We start from the raw sequence: 26,281 nt of genomic DNA, 5'->3' as shown, positions 1-26,281 counted from the left end.
ACAAAAACACCCCGTGATTTCTGAAAAATCATGGAGTGTTTTTAATTAGTTATCCTAAAAACTATCTATTCTTCTTACGACGCTTTGAAGCAAATCCTGCAGTTAATGCACCTAAGCCTACTGAAAGCATGCCTAGTACTTCACTTGCAATATTTTCTTTAGCACCAGTTTGTGGTAATTGACGCTTACCTTTAGCTTGAGCTCTTTGAACTTCTACTGCACGAGGAGCCACATAATTATTAACCAACTTTTGTCTTGTTTCAACTTTCGTTGGTTCAACAACCTGTTTCTTAACTACTGGAGCTTTAGTTTCTTTCTTTACTTCTGGAGTACCATCAACAAAGACATTAACTTTTACTTCAACAGCAGTTCCATCTGGGTAAGTTACAACAACTACATTAGGATGTTTACCTAAAGTATTAACATCTGGGATTTCCTTCCAAGTGTACTTAGTTCCATCTGGCATCTTATCTTTGTTAGTAATAGCTGATTCAGGAGTTGGAACTTTACCTTGTGGAGTGTGAATATCTTGACCGGTTGGATCTGGGTTCTTGGTCGGTACTACTGGAGTATCATCGACAACATGAACTGTGATATCAACTGACTTATCAGAACCATCTGGATAGTGAACAACAACTGTTGCTGGGACATCTCCTGCTACGCTTGTGTCTGGAGTCTTCTTCCAAGTGTAGGTTGTCTTAGTACCTGGGTGCTTTGGATCTGTGATCTTGTCTAAGTCACCGTGGTTGTTGACGCCATCTTCTGGATCTGGAGTATCACCCTTCTTCACTGTGATATCTTGACCAACTGGATCTGGATTCTTGGTTGGTACTACTGGAGTATCATCGACAACATGAACTGTGATATCAACTGACTTATCAGAACCATCTGGATAGTGAACAACAACTGTTGCTGGGACATCTCCTGCTACGCTTGTGTCTGGAGTCTTCTTCCAAGTATATGTTGTCTTGGTACCTGGGTGCTTTGGATCAGTAATCTTGTCTAAGTCACCGTGGTTCTTGACGCCATCTTCTGGATCTGGAGTGTCACCCTTCTTCACTGTGATATCTTGACCAACTGGATCTGGATTCTTGGTTGGTACTACTGGAGTATCATCGACAACATGGACAGTAATATCAACTGGCTTATCAGAACCATCTGGGTAATGAACAACAACTGTTGCTGGGACATCTCCTGCTACACTTGTGTCTGGAGTCTTCTTCCAAGTATATGTTGTCTTGGTACCTGGGTGCTTTGGATCAGTAATCTTGTCTAAGTCACCATGGTTCTTGACGCCATCTTCTGGATCTGGAGTGTCACCCTTCTTCACTGTGATATCTTGACCAACTGGATCTTCAATGTAAGTAATTACCACATTAGGATCTACATAATCTACTGTTACTTTATCAACACCGTCTACTTTAGCTTGACTTGGAGTATAACCAGCTACTTCTGGAGCCTTAACTTCATCGAACTTACCAGTTGTCCAATCACTGTAGGAAATAACTTTCTTAGTTACTTCATCGTAAGTTCCAGTTCTTGTTAATTCAATTTCTTGACTCAAATCAACATCTTTATTTGGTTCTTTTGCAGTAATGGTACGATTGATAGTCTTACTGAAATCACTTTCCTTGTAGTTATCTGGAAGATCATTCTTATCAACAGGCTTAGTGTTGTGAGCTACGTGAACCGTGATTGGAGTATGACCATCTGCGCCAAAGGTAATAGTTGCTGGAACTTCTGGATCAGTAATATGCCAATTAGTTGGTACATTCTTCTGAATATTAGTATCAACTTTCTTATTTGTTACACCAGTTACATCATAGTGACTGCCAGGAATTACACTGCCATCTGGATTAGTAATTTCTTTATCATTCTCATCAACATAAGTTACGGTTGTCTTTTGTGCGTTTGGTGTGTAAGTAATCTCAACTGGAGTAAAGTCACTATCAGCTGTTACTTTTACACCTTCAACCTTAGCTTGACTCGGAGTGTAGCCTGGAATAACTGGAGCATCGTATTCACCAAAGTTACCAGTTGTCCAGTCACTGTATTTAGTTACTTCACCTGTTACCTCGTCAACTGTTGCAGTTCTAGTTAACTTAATCGATTGATCGTGACTTTCTTTAGTTCCGTCTGGTTTTACAACCGTGATTTGACGAACAACTGTCTTATTCAAGTCTTTTTCGCTAACGCCATCTGGATAGTGCTTGTCTGGATTATCAGGTAATTTATCCTTTGGTGTCTTTGGATCTGTTGGTGGAACTGTTGTTGTCTTGTGTTCAACTTTAACAGTTACGGTAGCAATTCCTGTTGGAGTAGCCTTTTCAGTAGTAGGAATATTTTGACCATCGACAATCTTCCAGCCTGCTGGAGCAGATGGAGTAATTGTTACATCTGAATCAGTCTTACCAGTTAACGGTGTTATACCTACTTCAGTACCAGTGTTCACATCAACGTAAGAAATCTTACCAGTTTGATCATTTGGTGTGTAATTAATTACAAGCTTAGGATCAACATAATCAGCTGTTACAGACTCTGCGTTTACAGAAGCTGGATTTGGAGTATAACCAGCAACTTCTGGTGCTTTAACTTCATCGAACTTACCAGTTGTCCAGTTACCGTAAGAAATAACCTTCTTAGTCACTACATCGTAAGTACCAGTTCTAGTCAATTCAGTCTTTTGACTCAAATCAACACTCTTGCTTGGTTCATTAGCAGTAATTGTACGATTAATAGTCTTACTAAAGTCACTTTCCTTGTAGCCATCTGGAACATCGTTCTTATCAACAGGCTTAGTGTTGTGAGCTACATGAACCTTGATTGGAGTATGACCATCTGCACCAAAGGTAATCGTTGCTGGAACTTCTGGATCAGTAATATGCCAGTTAGTTGGAACATTATTTTGGATATTAGTTGGTACATTGCTTTGGTCAGTAACACCAGTTAAATCATAGTGACTGCCAGGAATTACACTGCCATCTGGATTGGTAATTTCTTTACCATTCTCATCAACATAAGTTACAGTTGTCCTTTGGGCATTTGGTGTGTAAGCAACTTCAACAGTGAAACTGTCTGCTGGAACTCCATTCTTCAAGGCTGATTGACTTGGTACAAATTTATCGCCATTCTTATCTTCTAAGACTACATCATTTGAAGTTGGTGTGTAGCCGGCAGCGATTTCTTTACCATCATTAGTCTTTGAAACATCAAACTCATCAAAGGCAATCTTATCACCTGTGACATTTGAAGCCCAATCGCTATAAGTATCTTTACCTGTTACTTCATCGTGAGTCTTAATTCTGTAGAAACTCAAAGTTTCAGTTTCTCTACCTTGACTCGTTGCATTTGGAACCTTCATTAAAATTGTTCTCGTAACTTCACGGTATAGGTCTTGATTGTCCTTGTGATCTCTACCATCGGTCGTAGTAGTCTTATGTTGAATTACGTAGTTTTGATCTTGAGGATCATCTGAACCAAATGTAATTGAAGTAGTGTACTTCTGTTTTGGTACAAGTTCCCAGTTTGCTGGAACATGTCCTGGAACATCAACAGCAACTGTTTCGTCAGTCCTACCTGGAACTTGGTAAGAATTGCCAATCTTATTGCCATCTTTATCAACATAATTAATGTTTAAAGTATGAGGGTTAGCAGTATAAGTAATTGTAACTGGAGCAAAGTCACTATCAGCAGTTACTTTTACACCCTCAACCTTAGCTTGGCTTGGGGTGTAGCCTGGAACTGTTGGAGCATCGTATTCACCAAAGTTGCTAGTTGTCCAGTCACCGTATTTAATTACTTCACCAGTTACTTCATCGACTGTTGCATTTCTAGTTAATTTAACTGATTGATCGTGTTTTTCTCTTGTTCCGTCAGGCTTTACAACTGTGATTTGACGAACAATAATCTTGTTCAAGTCTTTTTCGCCAACGCCATCTGGATAGTGCTTGTCTGGATTATCAGGCAACTTATCTTTTGGTGTCTTTGGATCTGTTGGTGGAACAACTGTAGTCTTGTGTTCTACTTTAACAGTTACGGGAGGAATACCAGTTGGAGTAGCCTTTTCAGTCCGAGGGATGCTTTGACCGTCAACAATCTTCCAGCCTGTTGGTGCAACTGGATTAATTGTTACTTCTTCATCCGTCTTACCAGTTAATGGAGTATTACCTACCTCAGTACCAGTATTCACATCAACGTAAGAAATCTTACCGGTTTGATCATTTGGTGCATAAGTAATTACAACCTTAGGATCAACATAGTCAGGTGTTACTCCTGTTACGGCAGCTACGTTTGCTTGACTTGGTGTGTAACCTGCTACTTCTGGAGCTGTAACTTCGTCAAAGTTACCAGTTGTCCAGTTGCCGTAAGAAATAACTTTCTTAGTTACTTCGTCATAAGTTCCAGTTCTCGTCAATTCAGTTGTTTGACTTAAATCAACATCACCAGTTGGCTCTTTAGCAGTGATTGTACGATTAATAGTCTCAGCAAAATCATCTTTAGTGTAACCATCTGGAACATTATTCTTATCTACAGTCTTAGTTGCATGCTTCAAGTGAATATCAACTGTAGTGTTAGTATCACCAAAAGTTACACTAGTTGGTAAAGTTTGACCAGCAGCTAAAACATAGTTAGTTGGAACAGTTAGACTAATATTTGAACTCTCACCTTTAAGACCTGTTTTACTTACAGGAGTACCTACTTTACTACCATTATCGTCATCATCTACAAATTGGTAGGTTGTAGTTGTTTCGATGGCAAATGTTGCTTGACCAGCCATATCATCAGCAGAAATGGTTACGTTACTTAAAGACTTAGTAGAATCGTCAGGATCTGTTCCCTTTCCTGCTAAAGCAACCAAACGATCTTGTAAGTGGGCTAAAATCTTATCCTTGTTCAAATTAATAGTGTAAGATCCACCTTTAGTTGGCGCAGTTCCATTAGCCCAAGTATAGTCGCCATCTTGAAGCGTATACTTACCTAAATCAACAGTTCCCAATAATTGAGGCTCATCACCTGGTTCATCAGCTTGTTTATAGACTGGTAAAGTTAAATCAATAGTAATCTTTCTACCCTTATTGACATCATCAGTAGTTACAGCATTGCCATCATAAAGTTTAGAATTGTTACCACTTAACTTTGCCTTACCGGTTGCTTGATAAATTACATAGTCAGCAGTGTAAGTATCACTACCAGTAGGAGTGTTAGTTCCATAAGCCCACTCGTAGTTATTCCCATTATTACCATCAGCAGCTTTAACTTTATTAATAAAATCATCAGTTAAACGAAGATTGTAATTTCCAACATTCTTAGCTTGGTCTTTAGCAATTTTATGTCCATTAAACCAAAATTCTACATCAGCTGGTGTTAATTGAATTGTTCTAGGATTACCATCTGAATTGTAAACTGATATTCTACCTTGATCGTTATCCGCAAGACCTAGTCCAGAATAGAAAGTACCCTGATCTGGAAGAGTCGAAGTATTATCAAATACCTTCGTATCTCCTCCCATAAGAGAAATTGTTTTATTTCCTTTATTTATAATAAACTTGGCCTCACTTTTGACATCCTTAAGATCTGGATAAATGAAGTTATCATGCGATTGATCCTTAATGTCATTAAGACCCTTCTCGGTTAGACTAACTGTGTAAGTTCCGGCATTTCTATTTTCATTATACGTTACATCGCCATCATTCAGTTGTACCCTAGCGTTAGCATCATTAAACTCAACATAATAGCCACTAGCAGGAAGTTCATTAGTCTCAACTAAATTTTGCCAGTTATCATCCGCATAATTAAATACACTTTCACCTGAAAGAGTAATTGTAAGTTGATGTTTTACAGGAATTGGAATAATTTTATCACTTTCAGGGATAGTAACACTAGTTGGAAGGCTACCTGAAGCAAGTTGGTAACCATCTGGAAGAGTTAAGTTAACCGATTGATTGCTACCAACTGCACCAGTTACTGGTACCGAAGTACCCACTTGATTGCCAAACGGATCTTTAAATTGATAAGTTACAGTGTGTTTTACTTTTGTATAATCTATCGTAATCGTTTGTGGATGGCCAAATGTATATGTTTCAGCTTCTAATCCTGCTCCTGCTGGGGTTGCACTGGTAATTATCGCAGTATAACCGGGTACGTCAATTTGACTATCTTCAATGGCTGGTAAATCCGCTTTAAAATCACTACGTTTTAATGCCATTAATTGATCATAGTCATTTTGACCAGAAATTATTTGTCCGGTATCGGGATTAAACGTGATAGTATACTGCTTGTAATATTGACTAGAAGGTTTATCCGGTTCAACATAAGGCGCAATAGCTACTTCTATCTTTTTTTCAGTTATGCCAGCTACTGTTTTACTACTTGTTCTAGCTAATCCTCTAATATCAGCTTTTTGTACAATTGTTTCATCATTAGCAGCTCCAGTTGTTGTCTTTTTCAGAATAACTGTTCTAGCTGGTTCGGTCGTCATTTGATTATTTACTAACTTATCGGTAATTTCTGTAACCTTTTTCTTTATATTACCTTCGACATCGCGAGTATAATCTATCGTAATCGTTTGCGGATTACCAAATGTATAATCTTCCTTCCCAATATTAGCTCCTGCTGGAGTTGCACTGGTAATTTTCCAAGTATAACCGGGTACGTCAATTTGGCTTTGATCTATAGCGTCTAGGTTAACTTTAAAATCACTTGGTTGGAGATTCATAAATGTATCATACAAATCCTGACCTGCTAATATTTCACCAGTATCAGAATCAACTGTGACTCTATACTTTTTCATATCTGTACTTGACCCAACAGCTATGACAGTTGCAGTATAAATTTTAGTAGTTTTTCCATCTATAATTTGTCCATTGCTACTCCCTAACATAGTTCCTAATTTTACAGATTGGGTAATTTGGTCAGGACCTGCAGGCTTATTCATTATAACTGTACGGGCTATTTCATTAGCTTTTAAGCTCACTGCCTTTTGTTGCATTGATTCTCGAACCGAAAGAGTACTATTTATCTCACTAGTAGCCTTGCTCTCAGCAAGTCCAGCAACATTAACATTTCTCTGAAGCTTATTCACTGAAACAGTATTAGTGTTCAACTTATTCGCATTAACATCTTTATCTGTTTGAACACTAGACTTAGCAGCTGCTTTTTCATCAGTAGTTACATCGTTTTTAATAACATTAACATCCCTATTTGATGCAACCTTTTTACTATCTGATGTATTTTCAGCAACATTTTGCTTAGCATTTTCATTAGTAGCAGAAACCGCTGTCTTATTATTTTCTTGCTTTTGTTCAGTAGTCTTTACTTCTGCTGCCTTAACGTTAGCTTCATCCTTCTTCTCTACTTGTTCAGTAGCATCCTCATTAACACTATCAGCGCGTACAGCTTGGGCGTTTACCCCCCCCCAAGTAAATTGTGGCACCAATCAAAACAGATGCTGCCCCAACAGAAAGTTTTCTAATACTATAATGGTTGTGTTTATCACCAAACATATTACTACTCATACAACTTACCTCCAATAGACCTGCATGAATATTTCCTTAATAAAATAACATTTTCAATCAACAGCTATATAATAACACTTATTTTTATAAATTCTATACTAATATTGAATTCGATTTCAATTTTTTATATTTATCGTCTTACAACCTAAAGAAATAAGCCTTAATCCTACAAAGCCCACAAAAAAAGAATCGAGCAACCATCAGCGATTGCTCGATTCTTTTGCATTATGCCTATCAATAAATTAATAGGATTATTATAATAATTCTTTCTTATTTTTTGTCAGGAATTAAATTACATTCCCATTCCCATACCTGGGTTTGGAGCTGCAGGAGCTTGGTTCTTGTCATCTTCTGGAGCATCAGCAACAACAGCTTCAGTAGTTAACAACAAGGCAGCAATTGAAGCAGCATTTTGAAGTGCTGAACGAGTTACCTTAGTTGGGTCGATGATACCAGCCTTAACCATGTTTTCCCACTTGTCAGTTGCAGCATTGTAACCAATTTCTGGGTCTTCGTGTTCTAAGTGATCTAAGATAACAGCACCATCTTTACCAGCGTTTTCAGCGATTTGACGTACAGGAGCACCTAAAGCCTTCATCACAATGTTTACACCAGTTTGTGCATCTTGAGAATCACCCTTAACATTACCTTGGATGGACTTCATAACATCAACTAATGCAGTACCACCACCGGCAACGTATCCTTCTTCAACAGCGGCACGGGTTGCGTTCAAGGCATCTTCGATTCTGTACTTTCTTTCCTTCAATTCAGTTTCAGTAGCAGCACCAACCTTGATAACAGCAACACCACCAGCAAGCTTAGCAAGACGTTCTTGTAACTTTTCACGGTCAAAGTCTGAAGTAGTGTCAGCAATTTGTTTCTTGATTTGGTCAACACGTTCGCTAATTGCATCCTTTGAGCCAGCACCTTCAACAATAGTAGTTGAGTCCTTAGTTACAGTAACCTTGCCAGCCTTACCTAATTGATCAATCTTAGTGTCCTTTAATTCAAGACCTAAGTCTGAAGAAATTACAGTACCACCAGTTAAAATAGCGATATCTTCAAGCATTGCCTTACGACGGTCACCAAAGCCAGGAGCCTTAACAGCAACAACATTGAAAGTACCACGGATCTTGTTCAAAACAAGAGTTGGAAGAGCTTCACCATCAACATCATCAGCAATGATTAATAAGCTCTTACCTTGTTGAACAATTTCTTGAAGTAATGGCAAGATGTCTTGAATGTTAGAAATCTTCTTGTCAGTAATCAAAATGTAAGGGTTGTCTAAGTCGGCTTCCATCTTATCGTTATCAGTTACCATGTATTGTGATAAGTAACCACGATCGAATTGCATACCTTCAACTACTGAAAGTTCAGTATCAATACCCTTTGATTCCTCAATTGTGATAACACCATCGTGACCAACTTTTTCCATTGCGTCAGCGATTAAGTTACCAACTTCAGTTGAAGCTGATGAAACAGAAGCAACTTGAGCAATTTCATCCTTAGTGCTTACCTTGTGGCTGATCTTGTGTAATTCGTCAACAGCTGCTTTAGTTGCAGTTTCAATACCGCGACGAATACCAACAGGGTTTGCACCAGCAGTAACGTTCTTCATACCTTCACGAACAATTGCTTGAGTTAAAACAGTAGCAGTAGTAGTACCGTCACCAGCAATATCGTTAGTCTTTTGTGCAGCTTCAGAAACAAGCTTTGCACCCATGTTTTCAAAGTGATCTTTTAAGTCGATACTCTTAGCGATAGTAACACCATCGTTAGTAATGTCAGGAGCACCATAGCTCTTTTCCAAAACAACATTTCTACCCTTAGGTCCTAAAGTTGTCTTAACAGTGTCTGCTAATTTATCAACACCCTTTAATAATGAGCGTCTTGCATTTTCAGAAAATTTAATGTCTTTAGCCATATTTATATGCCACCTTTTATTTCTAATTTAATTACTTAACGACAGCTAATAAGTCGCTTTCACGAAGTACTAAATACTTTTCGCCTTCGTATTTCAAGTTAGTGCCAGAGTATTTATCAAAGAATACTGTTTCACCTTTTGCAACTGACATAGGAATTAAGTCGCCGTTTGCGTTACGCTTACCATTTCCTACGGCAATAATTTCACCCATTTGAGGCTTTTCTTTAGCGTTAGAAGCCAGGACAATGCCTCCAACTTTTTCTTCTTCTTCGTCTTTTACTTTAACGATTACGCGATCACCAATTGGTTGTAACACGTTAGTCCCTCCTGTACATATTTAATCTATTATTACATCATTTAGCACTCATATCTCATAAGTGCTAACTTACAATTACGATAGTACCTTGTTTGTAAAAGAAAAGCAAGTATTTAAACGCAAAAATTAGCACTTTTCTTGCTTGAGTGCTAAAAAGTGCTAATTTACTTGATATTTATTTAAAAATTCAATATGGATTGTCTGTAATTTTTGATAAAATTAGGGCTCTTGGATTGTATTGTCTTGTTATTGGTAAAGCTTGTGCGAGATATGACCAAGTTGGTAAAAGCCGTAAAAAAGCTCATAAAAGCTATCCACGATTTGTGGAAGAAAAAATAAGCAAACAAAAAAGCCGCTTGATGACTTTTGGCAGAGTTAAAAGCGACTTTTTAGTTTGCTAATAATAATTTTGTCACCGCACTTTTAGCGGCTTGTGCTTCGGAGAGCTATTACTAGTAGCTCTCTTTTTTGTACTACAAGTACTTTACAGCAAATTAATTTTTACTTCAAATTAGAGCTAATCGATTTTTCTATTCTAAACTCTCTTAATAGTAACATCCCCCATATTAGCACGTCCTTGAAGTACTAATGTTGGACCTTCTGCTGGTTGATCACCATCAATAGTGAAATCACCAAATTTATGTTCAAGTTGATCATCAACTCGCCAAGAAGTTGGAATGTAAATATTTATATCTCCCATCGACATATTAATGTTAGCAAGTACCTCATCCCCAGCAGGCTTAGCTGAATCAAGATATACATTAACATCCCCCATTGAAACATTCACAGTCACCGTTTCTAAGTGTTGTGAATGAACGTAACGCGAAGTAGAAGACAACTTTTCACTAATTACGATATTGTCGTCATTATCTGAACTAGACGTATCAGAAAAAACATGTTCAGCCTTAAATTTATGTGGAGCTTTCAAATCTGACCAATTAGCGTTAACTTTTTCACCATTAATAATCACAGTCGGTTTCCAGCTTTTTTTGAAAATTAATCTCAAACCTCCCCAGATTAAAAACGCTGCTAAAAGTACTGTCCAAGGAACAATACGTTCAATATGAAGTGGTTTAGCATAAATAATTAATAGGAATGCAATTGAAAAAATACTGCCTCCTAAGCTTTTATTAATTAAAGAAGTAATTAAGGTTGCTCCAAAGACCACGGTCCAAAAAATTGCCCAAAAGCCTAATTCTAGTGGCATCAAGTGGAGCTGATCTAAAACTAAAAACGCAGCTGCCGCAAGCAAGCCTAACCCCCAAAGAACTCTTCCAAAACTGGCCTTTCTCATGATAATGTCCTTCTCTCTTTTAATCTTTCATTTAAATCTCGGTAATATCTTCTTGAAACATAGACAGTTTTATATGAATCATGAAACTTAATCTGACAATTAGAGATCGATTTAGTAACAGCATAAATCTGATCTAAATTTAAAATCGTCGATTTCGATACTCGCATGAACTGTCCACTTAATAAGTTTTCTAGTTCGTATAATTTATACTTAACAAAATATGCATTCCTCGTCGTATGCGCCATTACCTGCTTAGCGTCTGTTTCAAAAAAGAGAATATCGTTAATACTTAAATAATAGGAAGTATTATCCATCATCCCTTCAATTTGATCAGGATGTTCTGAATCAGTTTGAAGTTGATGATAAATTCTTTCTACTTCAGGCGTTAAACTTTTAGCATGAATCGTTATTTCTGTCTCTTGCTGATCTGGATCAAGTTCAAGCTTAACTTTCACAATTCTCACTTCCTTGTTTCGTTCTTGATATTTATATTAAACATGAATATAAGATTAAAATCTAGTGAAATTGACTAAGTGGTCATTTTAAAGTTCTAAGTGGTCAAAAAAAGAAGCATGAAACTAAATTTCCCCTCGTCTTTAGGTTCATACTTCTTTTTAATTTCTAACTTAATAAATCAATATTTTCGATAAGCCGGAGCCTGATAATCTTCCATAAACTGCAGAATCTTATCAAAATCGGTTCCAAAATAAACTGTATCTAAGTAAATATTTTCTAAAAAATCATCCTGATTCATGCGCTTTAATAGCTTATCTAAATAGTCATAAAAGCCAGCATAATCATAAAAAGCAACGGGCTTAGCATTATCGCCAATTGCCGTCCAAGAAATCGCTTGACTGATCTCTTCCAAAGTACCAATACTGCCAGGAAGAGCTACCATCCCATCAGCTAAATTCATCATCGTATCTTTTCGCTTATCCATACTTGGCACCACGCGAAAATCTTGCACCTTATCGTAAGCTGCACCGCGGTCTTTTAATTCTTCAGTAATAATGCCATGAACAATACCGCCATTTTCTAAAACTCCGTCAGCAACTGCTCGCATTAAACCATACTTACCGCCGCCATAAACTAGCTCAATCTGGTGGTTTGCCATTTTTTTACCAAATTCATAAGCAGCTTTCGCATATCCAGGACGGTTACCTGAGCGTGCGCCACAATAAACTGCAATCTTTTTAATCATTTTATCTACCTTATTTCTAAATTTAAAAATTCTATGCCTATTTATCTTAAAATTATTTCCACTCTGATTACAAATAAAAGTGTATAAAAAAATGCACAAGCCTAATTAAGCTTGTGCAAAAGCTATATTAATAGTAAATTATTTTTTGTTCTTATCTTTGTCTGAATCTAAGAAATAAATCAAAGTTTGAAGTTCAGTCGCCAAGTCGACATTTTGTACACGAACACTCGAAGGTGCAGATAAACGAAGTGGCGTAAAGTTCATAATTCCTTTAATCCCGGCATCAAACATTTCATTAGCAGTCTTTTGAGCTGCTGTTTGCGGTACACAAAGGATTGCAATCGTAATTTGTTGCTCACGAAGCTGCTTCTTCATTTCACTCATATCATAAACTGGCACACCTGACATAATTGTTCCAGTAATTTCAGGATTAATGTCAAAAGCGGCGCTAATTCTGATATTATTAGTACGCTTGAAGTTATAATTCAAAAGCGCATGTCCCATATTACCAACACCGACCAAGGCAACATTAGTTAAAGTATCTTGGTTCAAAATCTTTTTAAAGAAATTAAGCAAGTTCTTAACATCATACCCATAGCCACGCTTACCTAAAGCACCAAAGTAAGAAAAATCACGACGAATTGAAGCACTGTCAACTTGAACTGCTTCAGCAAGTTCAGTTGAAGAAACTTTTTCTTTTCCTTCATCATTTAAAAAGATCAAATAGCGATAATACAGTGGCAAGCGTCTAGCAGTAGCCTTAGGAATCTTAATTTCATCCATTAAGAGGCCTCTTTCTTTTATAAAATACGAATGTGAAATATTTACTAATCAAACTAATAATAGGCATTCTTCAAGGATAAATCAAGAAACAATTTTCACAAAGGCCATATTTTCATAAAATTTAAAAGATTCACTATGTTAAAATAAGCATTAGGAGAAAAATAATTATGATTATTGCACAAGCTCAAGACCTCGAACAACGTTTTGGAGGCAATACCATCTTCAGTAACATTTCTTTCTCGGTTCCTGACAATGCCAGAATTGGTCTTGTGGGACCTAACGGAGCCGGAAAAACTACCTTATTAAAGATCATGACTGGTCAACAAGAACCAACTAGTGGTCAATTTACTATTAATAAGGGATTAAAAGTCGGCTATATCGCCCAGGAAAATGGTCTCGATGAAGACAAAACAATCTGGGATGAAATGCTTACTGTCTTTAATGATTTAATCGAAAAAAATAAAAAAATCACCAAAATGCAAGAGCAAATTGCTGACCATCCCGAAGATGAAGACTTGCTCAAGCGGTATGATCAATTAGCTTACGACTTTGAACAAGAAGGCGGCTTTACCTACCAAGCTGAAATTAAGAGTATTCTTAACGGTTTTAATTTTAAAGAAAACACTTGGAATAAAGTAATTGGCACTCTTTCTGGCGGTGAAAAGACACGACTTGCCTTTGTTAAATTGCTTTTACAAAAGCCACCAGTACTGCTGCTTGACGAACCTACTAACTACCTTGACTTAGATACTTTAGATTGGTTAGAAGCGTTTTTAAAGAACTATCAAGGCGCAATTATTACAGTTTCTCACGACCAGTACTTCTTAGATCACTTAGCTAATCAAATTTTTGAATTAAACTTTGGAAAACTGACTACTTTCAAGGGTAATTACAGCCAATACGTTAAAGAACGTGAATTGATGGATAGCCAGCAAGAAGCTGCTTATGAAAAGCAACAAGAAAAGATCAAAAAAGAAGAAGAGTTCATTCAAAAGAACTTAGTTCGTGCTTCAACTACTAAACGTGCGCAAAGTCGGCGTAAAGTTTTAGACAAGATGGAGCGAATCAAGCCACCTAAGCACAAGCAAAAAGTTCGTATTAACTTCACTAGTGAACGCCCTTCTGGTAAGGAAGTGTTGATCGCTAAAGATCTAACCATTGGCTATCCTGATAAAGTGATGGTTTCTGATATTGACTTCCAAGTTAATAAGAATGACCGTGTTGCTATTATCGGCCCTAACGGAATTGGTAAGTCTACCTTGCTCAAAACCATTATGAAAAAGCTTGAACCAAAAGATGGTTCAATTAAATATGGTGCAAGTTTAGATATCGGTTACTACGACCAAGAACTTCAGAGTTTAGATCCTTCAAAGACTGTTCTTGATACAATTTGGGACCGTCACAAGACAATGCCTGAAAAAGATGTCCGCTCTATTTTAGCTTCCTTCTTATTCACTGCCGAAGACATTGATAAGACCGTTGGCCAATTATCTGGTGGTCAAAAGGCTCGACTTACTTTAACTGTTTTGTCTCTTGAAAAAGACAACTTTTTACTAATGGATGAACCTACCAACCACCTAGATATTGAAGCTAAAGAAGTGCTTGAAGAAGCATTAGATAATTACGATGGAACACTGCTATTTGTTTCTCACGACCGTTACTTCATTAATGAGTTAGCTAACAAGATTATTTCGGTTCGCGACGGCCACGCTAAGATCTATAATGGTAACTATTCTTACTACTTAGATGAAAAGGCTAAGCAAGCTGCAGCAGCTCAAGAAGCAGAAGCACAAACAGCAGAAGCTGAAACTACTCCAGCAGCTAGTCAAAATAAGGGCAAGCTATCTTACCAAGAACAAAAGGCACGCGATTCTCAAAAGAGAAAATTAGAACGTGCAGTCAGCGACGCTGAGGCTAAAATTGAAAAATTAGAAGCAGAAGAAAAAGAAATTCAAACTGAAATGGCAAATCCAGATATTGCCGCTTCATTTGAAAAGCTTGGACCACTGCAAGAAAAACTATCCGCTGTTCAAAAGCAATTAGACCAGGCAAATAATGACTGGGAAAATGCCTTGGATGCATTAGATGAATTTGAATAAAGTAAAAGATCGAGATTAACTATACTCAATTTCTGCAATACTTATAAATAAAAATATGCCTAGTTAGACTAACAAAATCTAATTAGGCATATTTTTTATATTGGTTAATATTAATATCACTTATATCCATTTTGATTATTTGCTTTCTGCCACTCCTTCTGGAACAAATTGCCAATAAGTACCATCTTGGCTTTGATAAGCACCGTTAGCAGTCTTCTTTAAAATGAAAGTTACTTTACGCGTTTTAAACTTGTAACCATTTTTCAACTTTTCGGTTTTAACTCTGCCCAATTTTACCCATTGACCTGCTTGTGGGCGTTCATTTTCTTTCAATGAAAAAGCATTTAAAATATCTTTACTCAATTTTGAAGGTTTACTTTCTTCATTGCCCCCTAAGCGTGTAGCTAGATAAGCTGTATTTTTGTCAAACATCAAATAAAAAGAATTACTTAGCTTATTATCTGATTTTTCCAAAGTCATTAAGCTTTGATTAACCCAGCCTTTAGGGACAGTCGTCTGATTATGATAAAACCATACTCCACCGCCTACTAAAAGTAATAAAGCTACCAAAGCAGTCACAACTAATTTCTTATTTTTCATCTTTGTCCTCCCTTCTAGGTAAAAGTAACCTACTTATATTTTATTGCTCACAATTATCACATCTTTTTTCATATTTACTTAATTTGTTGCGTCAGACACAACTAAATTTGCCACCGTTCAATACAGTCTTGATATCCACAATTAATCAGCAATTTCTTTATTTGATTTGCTTTTTCTGTATTGCCTTCAAATAAATAAAAATATAGATCATAACATATTTTATAAAGCAAAAAATGACCAACCGGTTCTAAATTTTTTAAATAGCTCAATGCATTTTGAATATTACTTCCAGCTATTTTTTGCTTATAACAATAGCAAAGATAATTATTGCAAATAATTGCTATTCTTTCTTGCATACTTTCAGAATAAGTATGTTTTTGATAATGCTTTAACAGTTGACTAAGAAAATAGTCTAGCTGTTCCAAAGTAAATATTTTCATACAGTCAGAAAATAACTGTAATGCTCCAATATTTTCAAGCCAATTTTCATGCTCGGAAAATTTAGTAACTATCTTATTTTTAAAAGATGGACTTAAGTCAGCTAAATTATTTTCTAAAGATGCAATAGCAATTACGGTTCGATATTTAAAAATCTGATGCTCTTTTAAATCCAAAATTTCATTTAAATATATTCTTAATTCTTCTCTTTGATTATTATTAAAAGCGTACATTATCTTTTGCTTTAGTTCTTCAGCTTTTTTATCTTCAAAAGTATAATAATTGTCTTTCACTTTATTGAAAAAGTCACTAATATCAATATGGTGTTTCAAAATAATTCTAAACAATGTATCAATTGAAATATTTTCCAATCCTCGTTCAATTTTAGAATAATGCCCTTTGTTAATAATTCCCTTCACCATATTTTCTTGCGTTAATCCTAATTTTTGTCGCTCTTCATACAGTGCTTCTCCAATTGTCATAATTTCATCTCCTAGTATTTTTATAATTTATTAATTTTTTGTTAATTATATAACAATAGTAGAGTTTAGAATATATTAGAATAGGCTAGAAATAAAGATTTAATGTTAAAAAAATCTTTACGCCACATAAAAAAAGATCAAGATTCTCAAAAAATAGAAAATCTTGATCTTTTTTCATGTCTACTTTTATAAAATTATTCACTGCTCATTTTTCTTAATTGATGAATTTGATACTTAACATTTACTTCCCCATTAACATTTTTCACAAAAATATGATATTGATCTTTAGGGACAAATACTCGCATTGTAAAAACATTTTCTCCATTGTTAATAAATATCTCTGCCGATGATATATCTTGAATTATTCGTATGCTGACAGAATTTTCAACTTTCAGCTTACAACTTCTTTCATTTCCAAACTCGTCTTCAAATTCTAGCCCAGCTTTACCTCTTTGCACTATAAATCTATTCTTCATCCTATTTAAGACTAAACGCAAATGATTCGTATTTTTCCTATCAGCAAACAAGTCTATTATACTTATAGCATTATTATATTTAGTAGAAATGTCAAACTTAATATCTCTACAATTAACTAAACCAGCGATAATTTCCTGATTTTTACTGATTGTTCTCTTACCCTTGTAATCAGTCGTATACAATTTTGTTATCTCGCTTACTGGTTTTTGAATGAGTTTATCATTTTGTACTGATAATTCTCTCGGGAAAATTAAACATCCATCATAATGATATTTAATTAGTGGAGAATTTGAATTCATAATACTCATCCATGCGCTTAAAATACGTCTTCCATCAGGCGCGATCATTGTTTGAGGAGCGTAAAAATCAAAACCAGAATCTATTTCTTCGTACTTTTTCCCTTCAAAATATAAGTTTCTAAAATCTAACTTATTTCCAATGGCGTAGCATGCTTGAAATGCATTTAAAAATTGATTTCCTTTACTCTTCAATCCTTGAGGACAGAAAAGCACCACTCCTTTATTATCTAATTCAAAATAATCTGAACACTCCCACATATAGCCATTTTTTTCAAAATTAGTTTTAATTTCACCAACTTTATTCCAAAGCTTTAAATTTTGACTTTCATAAATTAGGACAGTACCAGTTTTTGCTTTTGTTTGTGCACCGATTATTGAATAATATTTACCATTTTTCTTAAAAATTTTAGGATCTCGAAAATGACCGGTATAACCAGAAATTGGTCCTTTAATTAATGGATTCGCCAATTTAGCTACATTATCATTTTCATTCATATAGGCTCCTAATTGAGACGGAACTCTATGCCAATCATCTGTATCAGTATTGGTCCAAGAATTACCATTGTACATAAGAAACAATTTATTATTGATAGGAATAGCACTACCCGAATATACTCCATACTTATCAAATACAGTATCATTGTTCATTGCTTCGCCAACTGGTATCCAATCAACCAAATTTCTTGATTTCCAATGAAACCATCCCTGTTGAAAATAATTCGGATTCGTACTATATTTCATCGGAAACCATTGGTGAAATAAATGATAGTATCCATTAAAATATGAAAAACCATTTGGATCACCCAACATGCCAAATAAGCTCTCAATATGAATTCTTTGATGATATGGTGATCTTTTTACACTATTTTTTTCTTTGTTCAAATTTTCTTTAGGAATATCTTTTAGATTTGAAACTAAGTATTCAAACTGTTTTCTTCTATTAATCATTTTTACACACTCATTTTGATAAAAAAGAAAGCTAATTGTATCTAAAAAGAGGGGGAGGTATTGATACAATTAGCTTTCTTACAACTTAAAGCTTATTAATTTAATTCATTTACAGTACCTTTTGCTTGCTCAGACATTGTAGGTTCAGTTAAGGCAATTAATTTTTGTTGTGCTTGAACATTTCCAGAAGCAATTGGATCAACTTCTGCATAATCCTTCGAATTAGTAATCAAAACAATAACTATATTGTCATAACCCTCCTTGCCTATTTCTTGATAATCATACGTTCCAAGCAATTCACCCTTATTTATCTTTTGGCCTTGCTTTACTACAGTGTTAAAGCCTTTTCCTTTTAGATTTACTGTATCTATACCTAGGTGAATGAGAATTTCTGCACCATCATCTGATTTAATTCCATATGCATGACCTGTTGGATAAGCCACAGTAATCGTTCCATTAACAGGAGAAACTATATTATTTGATGATGGTTCAATAGCTATTCCCTTTCCCATCATTCCTGAAGCAAAGGCTTTATCAGAAACTAAATTTAAAGCTTCAATTTTACCACTAACAGGAGCATCTATTACTTCATCTGATACATGACTAGGCTCTTGCTTAAAAGTATTTTGTTTTTTCTCTATATCTTCTTTCTTGCTATTTTTATTACTATCAAATGCATGTTTACCGTAATAAACGTAAGTTAAACCAAACGCCACTCCAAAACCAACTACACAAACAAGAATATATAGTGGAAGTTGTTGATTCAAAAATAATAATATACCTGGGATAACAGTTATTGACATACCAGTAGCTTTCAAATTTAAAATACTTGAAAGAAAACCACCGATACCACCACCAATACAACCAAATAAGAATGGTTTGATATATTTAATATTTACACCATAAATTGCTGGCTCAGTGATACCGAGTAAAGCTGAAATTGTTGATGGATATGCAATTTGTTTCATTTTATTTGAATGAATTCGTAAGGCTACAGCCAAGGCAGCGCCAGCTTGTGCGGCAATAGCAGCAGATCCAATTGGATTTACAGGATTCCAGTGAGTATTTGCTAATAACTGGATTTCTACTAAGTTTAGTGCATGGTGTAATCCAGTAACCACAATCATCTGACAAACAGCACCCCAAATTAGTCCACCTAATCCAAATGGTAATTGAACTATCCATTCTGCTGCATGTAAAATTCCTTGTTCAACAATTCTGAAGATTGGACCAACGCAAAGTAGTCCTAAAATACTTCCAACTAATAATGTAGCAAATGGAGTAACAATTAAATCAAGAGAACTGATAACATGTTTATGAATCCACTTTTCAGTTTTCGCTCCAATAAATCCCAAAATAAAAGCTGGTAAAACTGAAGCTTGATAGCCAGCAACTGGAATAAAGCCAAAAAACATTAGTGGAGCAACTTTTCCTTGGGCAACATCCCATGCTGATGGTAAAGCAGGATTAACTAGCATTAAACCAAGTAAAATACCCAAAATTGGACTACCACCAAAAACTCTAAATGCTGACCAACAAATTAAAACTGGTAAAAAGCTAAAAGCCGTTCCAGTTAAAATATTAAAGTAAGTAGTAAATTGAACCGGAATTGATTTAGCTGACATTCCCATCATCTTTAAAAGAGCTGGTTGTGTTAATAAACCTTGCAACCCCATAAAAAGACCTGTTGCAACCAAAGCAGGGATGATTGGTACAAAGACATCTGCAAACATTCTTATTGATCTTTGAAACCATCCTGATTGTTTTGCAGCTACATCATTCAGATCATCTTTAGATGTTGTAGAAACTCCTTCTTCTTTTACCGCTTCATAAACATCATTTACTAAGCCAGTACCAAAAATAATCTGATATTGACCAGCCGTAAAGAAGTATCCTTTTGCCTTATCAATTTTATCTAGTGCTTTTTCATTTACCTTTTTACGATCTTTTACAACTATTCTTAATCTTGTAGCACAGTGGGCTAAAGAAACGATATTTTCTTTTCCGCCAATGGCGGCTATAACCTCCTCAGCTATCTTTTTGTTTTCTTTACTAGACATTTTCTTTCTCCATTTCTTTTATATCCCTTACGCCAATTATTGTAAGCGCTTATCAGATACGATTAAATACATTTCTGTTACATCTAATATGTAAAATTATGACCTCTTATTTATAAAATCAAATTTACCTTTTAATAGCTGTACTCCATTGGTACCAACGTAAACCTGTATTTTGCTACTTTCTTTATGTGACCTACCAATGTTGTCATAAAATGACAATTGACTTGCATTTATATAAAATTCTACATGTTGACTTGAATGACCTGATATGGCAATCTTGGTAAAATCTATCAATCGCTTAACTGGCTGAACGATACTAGCTGTTTCTTGATGGATATATAACTGGACAGTTTCTTTCCGATCATAATCACTTAAATTCTCAATATCTAATGAAATTTTTACAGGCTTATCCAAAAATAATCGCTCAGACGAAATAGTTAAATTTGAATACTTTATTTTTCCATACGAAAGCCCATAGCCAAATGGATATAAAGCTCTAGCTGATGCATCAATATACTTAGATACAAATCTGCCGACATGCTGAGAGTTATTCTCTGGTCTTCCTGTAGACAAATGATTGTAATATAACGGCTCTTGAGCTGAAGCATATGGAAAGCTCATAGTTAATCTTCCTGAAGGATTTACCTTACCAAATAGGATATCCGCAATTGCATTGCCACCTTCAGTACCAGGAAACCAACTTTCCAGTATTGCATCGACCTTATCTTTAACTTTCGTCAGTACCAATGGTCTCCCACTAATGAGTACTAAAATTATTGGTTTATTTAATTGGGATAATTTATCCAATAGTTTCAATTGATTTGGCGCAATATTTAAGTTTGTCTTAGCACCAGCTTCTCCTGCTTCATATGTTTCTTCACCTAATGTCAAAACTATAATATCAGCTGCTTTTGCAGCCTTAAATGCATTCTGAATATGTAGCCTTTCTTTTTCTGGTGAAGATACAATTTTATTAATGTCTTCCTCTGTCAAAAATCCTAGCTTTTTTAATAGTGCTTTATCACGACACAAATCTGTCCCATGAGTTACAGTTAAATTATTAGTATATTGTCTTAATCCATCAGCTATTGTTACAGTATCTTTTGAATTTCCATGAATTGCCCACATACCAATTAATTTTTGACTATTGGCATAAGGACCAATTAAAGCAACTTTTGCATCTTTCTTCAGAGGTAATATATTATTTTTATTTTGAATTAAAACTAGTGATTCTTGAGCTAATTTTCGTGCTAATTTACGTTTTTGAGGAGTAAGTATACTATTTTTTTCTTTTTCAACAGAAGCACCAAAGTACGGGTTTTCAAATAGACCTAATTGATTTTTGAGATTTAACACTTTGAGAACTGCATTATTTATTTTTTCTTCATCTAGTGTTCCATTCGTCACCAGCTCATGCAGTCCATTTGCGTAACAAGGAGATTTCATATCGATATCTACTCCTGCATCAATAGCTTTTAAAGCAGCATCAGTTGAATCTCGTGCAAAACCATGTTTAATTAATTCATAAATAGATGCATAATCAGAAATTATAATACCGTTGAATTTCCATTTTTTACGTAGTACATCTGACAACAACCACTTATCTGCTGTAGAGGGCACTCCATTTAAAGTTGTTAATGCAGTCATAACCATTCCTGCCCCAGCCTTTACGCCAGCTTTATAAGGTGGCAAGAAATTTTGATATAAATTACTTAAAGACATGTCAACTTGATTGTATTCCCGTCCAGCTTCTACAGCTCCATAAGCAGCGTAATGCTTTATACATGATACTTGACCTGTTTTATTTGCGAGATTTTCTTGTAAACCTTCAACCATATTTTTAGAGTAAACAGAATTTAAATACGGATCTTCACCTGGCGACTCTAAAACCCTTCCCCATCTCGCATCATGCACAACATCTACCATGGGTGCAAATGCTACTTGATTACCCGATGCTGATGCTTCTTCAGCAGCAACAGAGTATGCTCTTTTTACTAATTTTGGATCCCATGAACTTCCTAACCCTAAAGGAATCGGAAAGATGGTTTTAAAGCCATAAATAACATCTGACATAAACAGCATCGGTATATGATGAGGTTGTTTCTGCATTTGTTGATCCTGTACTCTTCGAATATTTTCCGCACCTACGACATTTAATGCTGATCCACATAAATTAACCATTTTTTTAGAAATACCCAATTTTTCAATCGGACCAATAGAAATGTCAGAGGCTGAAAAGAATTCTCCAGATAGCTGAATCAATTGACCAATTTTTTCATCTAGTGACATTTCATTTAATAATGTAAATATTTTCTCTTGTTTCATTTTTATCCTCGATATATTTATCCTTTTCACTATAGATTTTAGATAATTAATCACTTACACTAAATACCAGAATATTACTACTTATATGTAAAATATTTACATCTACACTAAAAACAATCACATGATAAAAGAAAGGGGCAATTTTCGTATTATGAAAATAACTCACGAACAAATTTTAAATAAGTCAATTGCACCATTTAAAGCTTTCTCCTTTCGCTCCAGAGATTCATCAAGAATCATTCCACCGCATTGGCATGAAAGTACTGAAATTCTTTTTGTTTTAAGTGGCAAAATGAATACTACTATCAATGGAAGGCTCCAAGAAATTAAGCAAAATCAATTTATTATTATCAATCCATGTGTAATCCATTCAACAAATGCACTTAAAAATAGTCACATTCTTTGTATACAATACCCATTTACATTTCTAAATTTAGTTACTAATGGAAAATTTCAGCAATTTTTTCATTTTAATTCCAAACTTAATTCCATTTCATCTTCAACCTTGTCAGCAAATACCATAAATTTAGTAAAATTCCTTGAAACACAAGATAAAGATATTTCTATTAATTTATCTATTTATATCTTAGGACTACAGATTCTACAAGAACTCATAGAGAAATATTTAGTTGTGACACATTGCTCCACTAGTAAAAATATCCCTTTTCTCAATGAATTTATTGATTTCGTTTCAAAGCACTACACAGAAAATATCAGTTTACACATGGTCGCCGATCATTTTGGTTATTCAGTAGCTTATTGCTCTCGATTAATCAGAAAAAATTTAGACCACTCTTTTTCTGATTATTTAACATCACTTAGACTTGAGCAATCACTTCGGCTTAGTTTGCAAAGCAATTTAAATATAGAAAAAATTGCCGAAAAATCAGGATTTAAATGCTATCGAAATCTTTATAATGCATTCAAAAAAGTTTACAATTGCACGCCAGAAGAAGCGTTTAACCAACTAAAAGAATAAATTTTTAATCATAAAAAAGATCAAGATTCTCAAAAAATAGAAAATCTTGATCTTTTTTCATGCTTATTTTTATTCAAATTCCTTACGAATCTGCTCACCTTGTTCGTCCAATTTCGGTGCATCTTTTTGCAATCCATAAGAATTCCAAGTTCCATACTTGAGTGGTGAGCCTAAAACTTCATTGCCATCGGGCAAAGTCTTAACCATCCCGCGCTCAATAATTTGATCAAGGCGTCTAGTCTTATCCACATTCAAAACTAATCCAGCTGGCACACCTGCTTCATGTAAGATCTTGTCCCACTCAGCAGCCGGCTTGGTTTTAAGTACATCTTGCATTGCATTTTTAACTTTTTGCCAGTTTTTCTCACGCAAATCATTTGTCTTAAAATCTGCTTGATTAATCCATTCTTCATGGCCTAACGCATGAGATAATAATCCCCATAAATGATCATTACCACAACAAATAGCAATTGGCTGGTCTTGACAATCAAATGTATCAAATGGATACATATCAGGGTGACGATTACCAATTCTGTGTGGTACTTCATGTGGGCCAAGTGCCAGCATCAAGTCCTGCACCATTAAGGAAAAAGTAGAATCTAGCATCGAAACATCTATTGTGGTTCCTTTTCCAGTGCGTTCTCTTGCCACTAAGGCAGTGGTAATCGCGCTATAACCCATGATTCCTGCAACAACATCAGAAACTGAAGTTCCAACACGTGTTGGCTTACCGTTCGGTTCGCCTGTAGCATCCATTAATCCTGAAACAGCTTGAATAATGGTATCGTAAGCAGCCTGTTTTGACCAAGGTCCATATTGTCCAAAGCCAGATACCGATGCAAAAATTAATTTAGGATACTTCTTCACCATTTCTTCTGGATCAAAACCTAAACGTGCCATCACACCTGGACGGAAGTTTTCCACAACTACATCTGCCTTGGCAATCATTTTTTCAGCTAAGGCATGATCTTTTGGATCTTTCAAATCTAAGGCAATTGATTCTTTACCAGCATTGCAGATTCTGAAATATTCACTTGAACCATCTGCAATGTATGGTCCCATGTGGCGAGTATCATCCCCTGTTTTTCTCTCAATGTGAATTACTCGTGCACCGGCATCAGCAAGCATTCTTGTACAAGTGGGACCTGACAAAACATGGGTGAAGTCCACAACCAAGATTCCTGCTAGTGGATATGGCTTCTCTTTATCTAAATGAGGGTTACTTGCTTCTAACTTTGCATAATTTGGTTCTGACATTTTTATATACACTTTCTTGTTTTAACTGTATTCAAGTCTTATTTTAGATAAAAATATGCAAAATAAAAAGCCGTTTGCTAGCAACGACCTTAATTTTAATTATCGTAAATCAGAATGAAATAACTCATTATGAGACCCTAGTCTAACCAATCGAAAGACTTTTTTATTTTTGTTTTTTGTATGAATAACAAGCAAATCAAGTTTCCCCTCAAATAAATGAAACTCAAAATATCCTACATAATTCAACTCCTCGTTAGTTAAAAGATGTGGATCATATTCTTCCGGTATTTCTCCAGTTTCTTGCATATATGAAGTTATTGCTTGAATTTCATCCCATAAATTAGGAATTTTCTTACTCCAACGATTTACATCCTGAATAAAAGTATCTTCGGCTTTTATTTCATACATTACTCTAATTCCTTTGCACGTTTTTTCATATAACTAATCAATTTATTAGTATCTTTAAAGGCTGGAGTATCGTCTTCAATTAAGCCCATATCCTTAGCTTCTGCAAGTAAAAGAGCTTTCTTAGTATCTTCTGTAAGCGTATCAGAATTAGTTACTGAAAAGGGAATTCCATTATGTCTAATAATTTGTTTAAAATACATTTTAATACTAGTAGACATATCTAAACCTAGATTATCTAAAATTCTTTTAACTTCATCATGATCTTTAGAATCTGCACGATAACTATATGTATGTGCCATATTAATCACTCCCTTGTCTAATATTATACTACAATTTATATACATTGTATTTAATTTTGACTAGATATAATCTGGCTTGAATTATAAAGAATCGCATCAGACTGACTATTTTCAAAATCAATGTCCATTTAAATAATCATTAGCCTTTGCCAAAATAGAAGACAGATCTTCGAAACTGAATTCCTTAAAGTTTTGCTCTCTAATCCTTTTTTGCGCATCTTCATAGTTTAGCCAAGCAATCTGTTTAATTTCACTTTCTTGCCGTTTTATTTTCTGATCAAGATTGTATTTTGCTAAAAATAAAGTTACAGTCTTTTCAATTTCTGAAGTAACTTGATATGAATAACTTTCACTAAAATCAAAATTAAATTCAGGCTTTAAACCTACTTCTTCAAAAATTTCTCGTTTTGCAGCCTCTTGTGCTGTTTCTCCTGCTTCAAGATGTCCTTTTGAAAAAGCCCACGCACTCTTGAATTGCTTATAAGGCTGACTTTGAATTAATAAATACTGGGTTTCGTTATTTTTATTGCGCCAGATAATTGCACCTGCTGAATGTTCATGTTTCATGATTAAATATC

The 26,281-nt window shown here is 35.1% G+C and carries 19 protein-coding genes; 2 read left to right on the top strand and 17 right to left on the bottom strand.

The genetic code is table 11. The annotated features are described in order from the left end of the window. Window positions 1–61: 61 nt before the first annotated feature. The 8 genes from LGAS_RS02010 to LGAS_RS01980 form a co-directional block, all read right to left on the bottom strand. A complete protein-coding gene (locus LGAS_RS02010) occupies window positions 62–7,432 on the bottom strand; it encodes a mucin-binding protein (protein WP_238374677.1) in 7,371 nt (2,456 codons plus the stop codon). Next, entirely contained in the window at window positions 7,383–7,502 is a 120-nt protein-coding gene (locus tag LGAS_RS09810) for a YSIRK-type signal peptide-containing protein (protein ID WP_229036579.1), read from the bottom strand. The genes LGAS_RS02010 and LGAS_RS09810 overlap by 50 nt, the downstream gene beginning before the upstream one ends. A gap of 304 nt (window positions 7,503–7,806) precedes the next feature. Continuing rightward, window positions 7,807–9,438 carry a chaperonin GroEL gene (gene groL / locus LGAS_RS02005; protein WP_003647726.1) on the bottom strand — a complete coding sequence of 544 codons (1,632 nt, stop codon included), beginning with the start codon at window positions 9,436–9,438 and terminating at the stop codon, window positions 7,807–7,809. A gap of 31 nt (window positions 9,439–9,469) precedes the next feature. Next, window positions 9,470–9,754, bottom strand: coding sequence for a co-chaperone GroES (gene groES / locus LGAS_RS02000; protein WP_003647727.1), 285 nt, complete (start codon window positions 9,752–9,754; stop codon window positions 9,470–9,472). A 535-nt stretch (window positions 9,755–10,289) separates the two neighbouring features. After that, window positions 10,290–11,048: a LiaF transmembrane domain-containing protein gene (locus tag LGAS_RS01995; RefSeq protein ID WP_003647729.1), complete on the bottom strand. Its 759-nt coding sequence runs from the start codon at window positions 11,046–11,048 to the stop codon at window positions 10,290–10,292. After that, complete coding sequence (locus tag LGAS_RS01990; RefSeq protein WP_003647730.1) at window positions 11,045–11,503, bottom strand: LytTR family DNA-binding domain-containing protein; 459 nt, start codon at window positions 11,501–11,503, stop codon at window positions 11,045–11,047. The genes LGAS_RS01995 and LGAS_RS01990 overlap by 4 nt, the downstream gene beginning before the upstream one ends. Before the next feature lie 179 nt (window positions 11,504–11,682). Further along, window positions 11,683–12,249 carry an LOG family protein gene (locus LGAS_RS01985; protein WP_003647731.1) on the bottom strand — a complete coding sequence of 189 codons (567 nt, stop codon included), beginning with the start codon at window positions 12,247–12,249 and terminating at the stop codon, window positions 11,683–11,685. 138 nt (window positions 12,250–12,387) lie between these two features. Then, window positions 12,388–13,032: a redox-sensing transcriptional repressor Rex gene (locus tag LGAS_RS01980; protein WP_003647732.1), complete on the bottom strand. Its 645-nt coding sequence runs from the start codon at window positions 13,030–13,032 to the stop codon at window positions 12,388–12,390. A gap of 167 nt (window positions 13,033–13,199) precedes the next feature. Here LGAS_RS01980 and LGAS_RS01975 point away from each other — a divergent pair, with 167 nt between their 5' ends. Beyond that, window positions 13,200–15,131: an ABC-F family ATP-binding cassette domain-containing protein gene (locus LGAS_RS01975; RefSeq protein ID WP_003647733.1), complete on the top strand. Its 1,932-nt coding sequence runs from the start codon at window positions 13,200–13,202 to the stop codon at window positions 15,129–15,131. 135 nt (window positions 15,132–15,266) lie between these two features. Here the strand turns inward: LGAS_RS01975 and LGAS_RS01970 are convergent, their stop codons facing one another. From LGAS_RS01970 to bglX, 5 genes are all read right to left on the bottom strand, one after another. After that, a complete protein-coding gene (locus tag LGAS_RS01970) occupies window positions 15,267–15,731 on the bottom strand; it encodes a hypothetical protein (RefSeq protein ID WP_003647734.1) in 465 nt (154 codons plus the stop codon). 101 nt (window positions 15,732–15,832) lie between these two features. After that, window positions 15,833–16,651: a helix-turn-helix domain-containing protein gene (locus tag LGAS_RS01965; protein WP_003647735.1), complete on the bottom strand. Its 819-nt coding sequence runs from the start codon at window positions 16,649–16,651 to the stop codon at window positions 15,833–15,835. 194 nt (window positions 16,652–16,845) lie between these two features. Next, a complete protein-coding gene (locus tag LGAS_RS01960) occupies window positions 16,846–18,375 on the bottom strand; it encodes a glycoside hydrolase family 32 protein (protein WP_003647736.1) in 1,530 nt (509 codons plus the stop codon). A 95-nt stretch (window positions 18,376–18,470) separates the two neighbouring features. Beyond that, complete coding sequence (locus LGAS_RS01955; RefSeq protein ID WP_003656567.1) at window positions 18,471–20,435, bottom strand: sucrose-specific PTS transporter subunit IIBC; 1,965 nt, start codon at window positions 20,433–20,435, stop codon at window positions 18,471–18,473. A 96-nt stretch (window positions 20,436–20,531) separates the two neighbouring features. Beyond that, on the bottom strand, window positions 20,532–22,760 hold the full coding sequence (bglX, locus tag LGAS_RS01950) for a beta-glucosidase BglX (protein ID WP_021314891.1): 2,229 nt from the start codon (window positions 22,758–22,760) through the stop codon (window positions 20,532–20,534). Between the two features lie 151 nt (window positions 22,761–22,911). Between bglX and LGAS_RS01945 the strand changes: the two genes are divergently transcribed. Further along, complete coding sequence (locus tag LGAS_RS01945) at window positions 22,912–23,739, top strand: AraC family transcriptional regulator (protein WP_003655972.1); 828 nt, start codon at window positions 22,912–22,914, stop codon at window positions 23,737–23,739. A 69-nt stretch (window positions 23,740–23,808) separates the two neighbouring features. Here the strand turns inward: LGAS_RS01945 and LGAS_RS01940 are convergent, their stop codons facing one another. From LGAS_RS01940 to LGAS_RS01925, 4 genes are all read right to left on the bottom strand, one after another. Continuing rightward, on the bottom strand, window positions 23,809–24,996 hold the full coding sequence (locus LGAS_RS01940) for a CoA transferase (RefSeq protein WP_003647738.1): 1,188 nt from the start codon (window positions 24,994–24,996) through the stop codon (window positions 23,809–23,811). A 99-nt stretch (window positions 24,997–25,095) separates the two neighbouring features. Then, the gene (locus LGAS_RS01935; protein WP_003656571.1) at window positions 25,096–25,404 is read right to left on the bottom strand and encodes a type II toxin-antitoxin system YafQ family toxin; all 309 of its coding nucleotides are present in this window, start codon (window positions 25,402–25,404) and stop codon (window positions 25,096–25,098) included. Then, the gene (locus tag LGAS_RS01930; RefSeq protein ID WP_003652023.1) at window positions 25,404–25,703 is read right to left on the bottom strand and encodes a type II toxin-antitoxin system RelB/DinJ family antitoxin; all 300 of its coding nucleotides are present in this window, start codon (window positions 25,701–25,703) and stop codon (window positions 25,404–25,406) included. The genes LGAS_RS01935 and LGAS_RS01930 overlap by 1 nt, the downstream gene beginning before the upstream one ends. Window positions 25,704–25,820: 117 nt before the next feature. Then, window positions 25,821–26,270 (bottom strand): bis(5'-nucleosyl)-tetraphosphatase, encoded by a 450-nt coding sequence (locus LGAS_RS01925; protein WP_003647741.1) that lies wholly within the window; start codon window positions 26,268–26,270, stop codon window positions 25,821–25,823. Between the last annotated feature and the right edge of the window lie 11 nt (window positions 26,271–26,281).

The sequence above is a fragment of the Lactobacillus gasseri ATCC 33323 = JCM 1131 genome (assembly GCF_000014425.1).
Taxonomy (GTDB): Bacteria; Bacillota; Bacilli; order Lactobacillales; family Lactobacillaceae; genus Lactobacillus; species Lactobacillus gasseri.
Note: the sequence above shows the minus strand (reverse complement) of the source record. Positions and strands in the feature narration are given on the sequence as shown.

Coding starts and splice junctions, on each gene's coding strand:
- LGAS_RS01930 (WP_003652023.1), bottom strand. CDS start 25,703: ATGGCACATACATATAGTTATCGTGCAGATTCTAAAGATCATGATGAA.
- LGAS_RS01975 (WP_003647733.1), top strand. CDS start 13,200: ATGATTATTGCACAAGCTCAAGACCTCGAACAACGTTTTGGAGGCAAT.
- LGAS_RS01965 (WP_003647735.1), bottom strand. CDS start 16,651: ATGACAATTGGAGAAGCACTGTATGAAGAGCGACAAAAATTAGGATTA.
- LGAS_RS01960 (WP_003647736.1), bottom strand. CDS start 18,375: ATGATTAATAGAAGAAAACAGTTTGAATACTTAGTTTCAAATCTAAAA.
- LGAS_RS09810 (WP_229036579.1), bottom strand. CDS start 7,502: ATGTTTGGTGATAAACACAACCATTATAGTATTAGAAAACTTTCTGTT.
- LGAS_RS01955 (WP_003656567.1), bottom strand. CDS start 20,435: ATGTCTAGTAAAGAAAACAAAAAGATAGCTGAGGAGGTTATAGCCGCC.
- groL (WP_003647726.1), bottom strand. CDS start 9,438: ATGGCTAAAGACATTAAATTTTCTGAAAATGCAAGACGCTCATTATTA.
- LGAS_RS01945 (WP_003655972.1), top strand. CDS start 22,912: ATGAAAATAACTCACGAACAAATTTTAAATAAGTCAATTGCACCATTT.
- LGAS_RS01970 (WP_003647734.1), bottom strand. CDS start 15,731: ATGAAAAATAAGAAATTAGTTGTGACTGCTTTGGTAGCTTTATTACTT.
- LGAS_RS01940 (WP_003647738.1), bottom strand. CDS start 24,996: ATGTCAGAACCAAATTATGCAAAGTTAGAAGCAAGTAACCCTCATTTA.
- LGAS_RS01985 (WP_003647731.1), bottom strand. CDS start 12,249: ATGATTAAAAAGATTGCAGTTTATTGTGGCGCACGCTCAGGTAACCGT.
- LGAS_RS01980 (WP_003647732.1), bottom strand. CDS start 13,032: ATGGATGAAATTAAGATTCCTAAGGCTACTGCTAGACGCTTGCCACTG.
- LGAS_RS01925 (WP_003647741.1), bottom strand. CDS start 26,270: ATGAAACATGAACATTCAGCAGGTGCAATTATCTGGCGCAATAAAAAT.
- bglX (WP_021314891.1), bottom strand. CDS start 22,760: ATGAAACAAGAGAAAATATTTACATTATTAAATGAAATGTCACTAGAT.
- LGAS_RS01995 (WP_003647729.1), bottom strand. CDS start 11,048: ATGAGAAAGGCCAGTTTTGGAAGAGTTCTTTGGGGGTTAGGCTTGCTT.
- LGAS_RS01935 (WP_003656571.1), bottom strand. CDS start 25,404: ATGTATGAAATAAAAGCCGAAGATACTTTTATTCAGGATGTAAATCGT.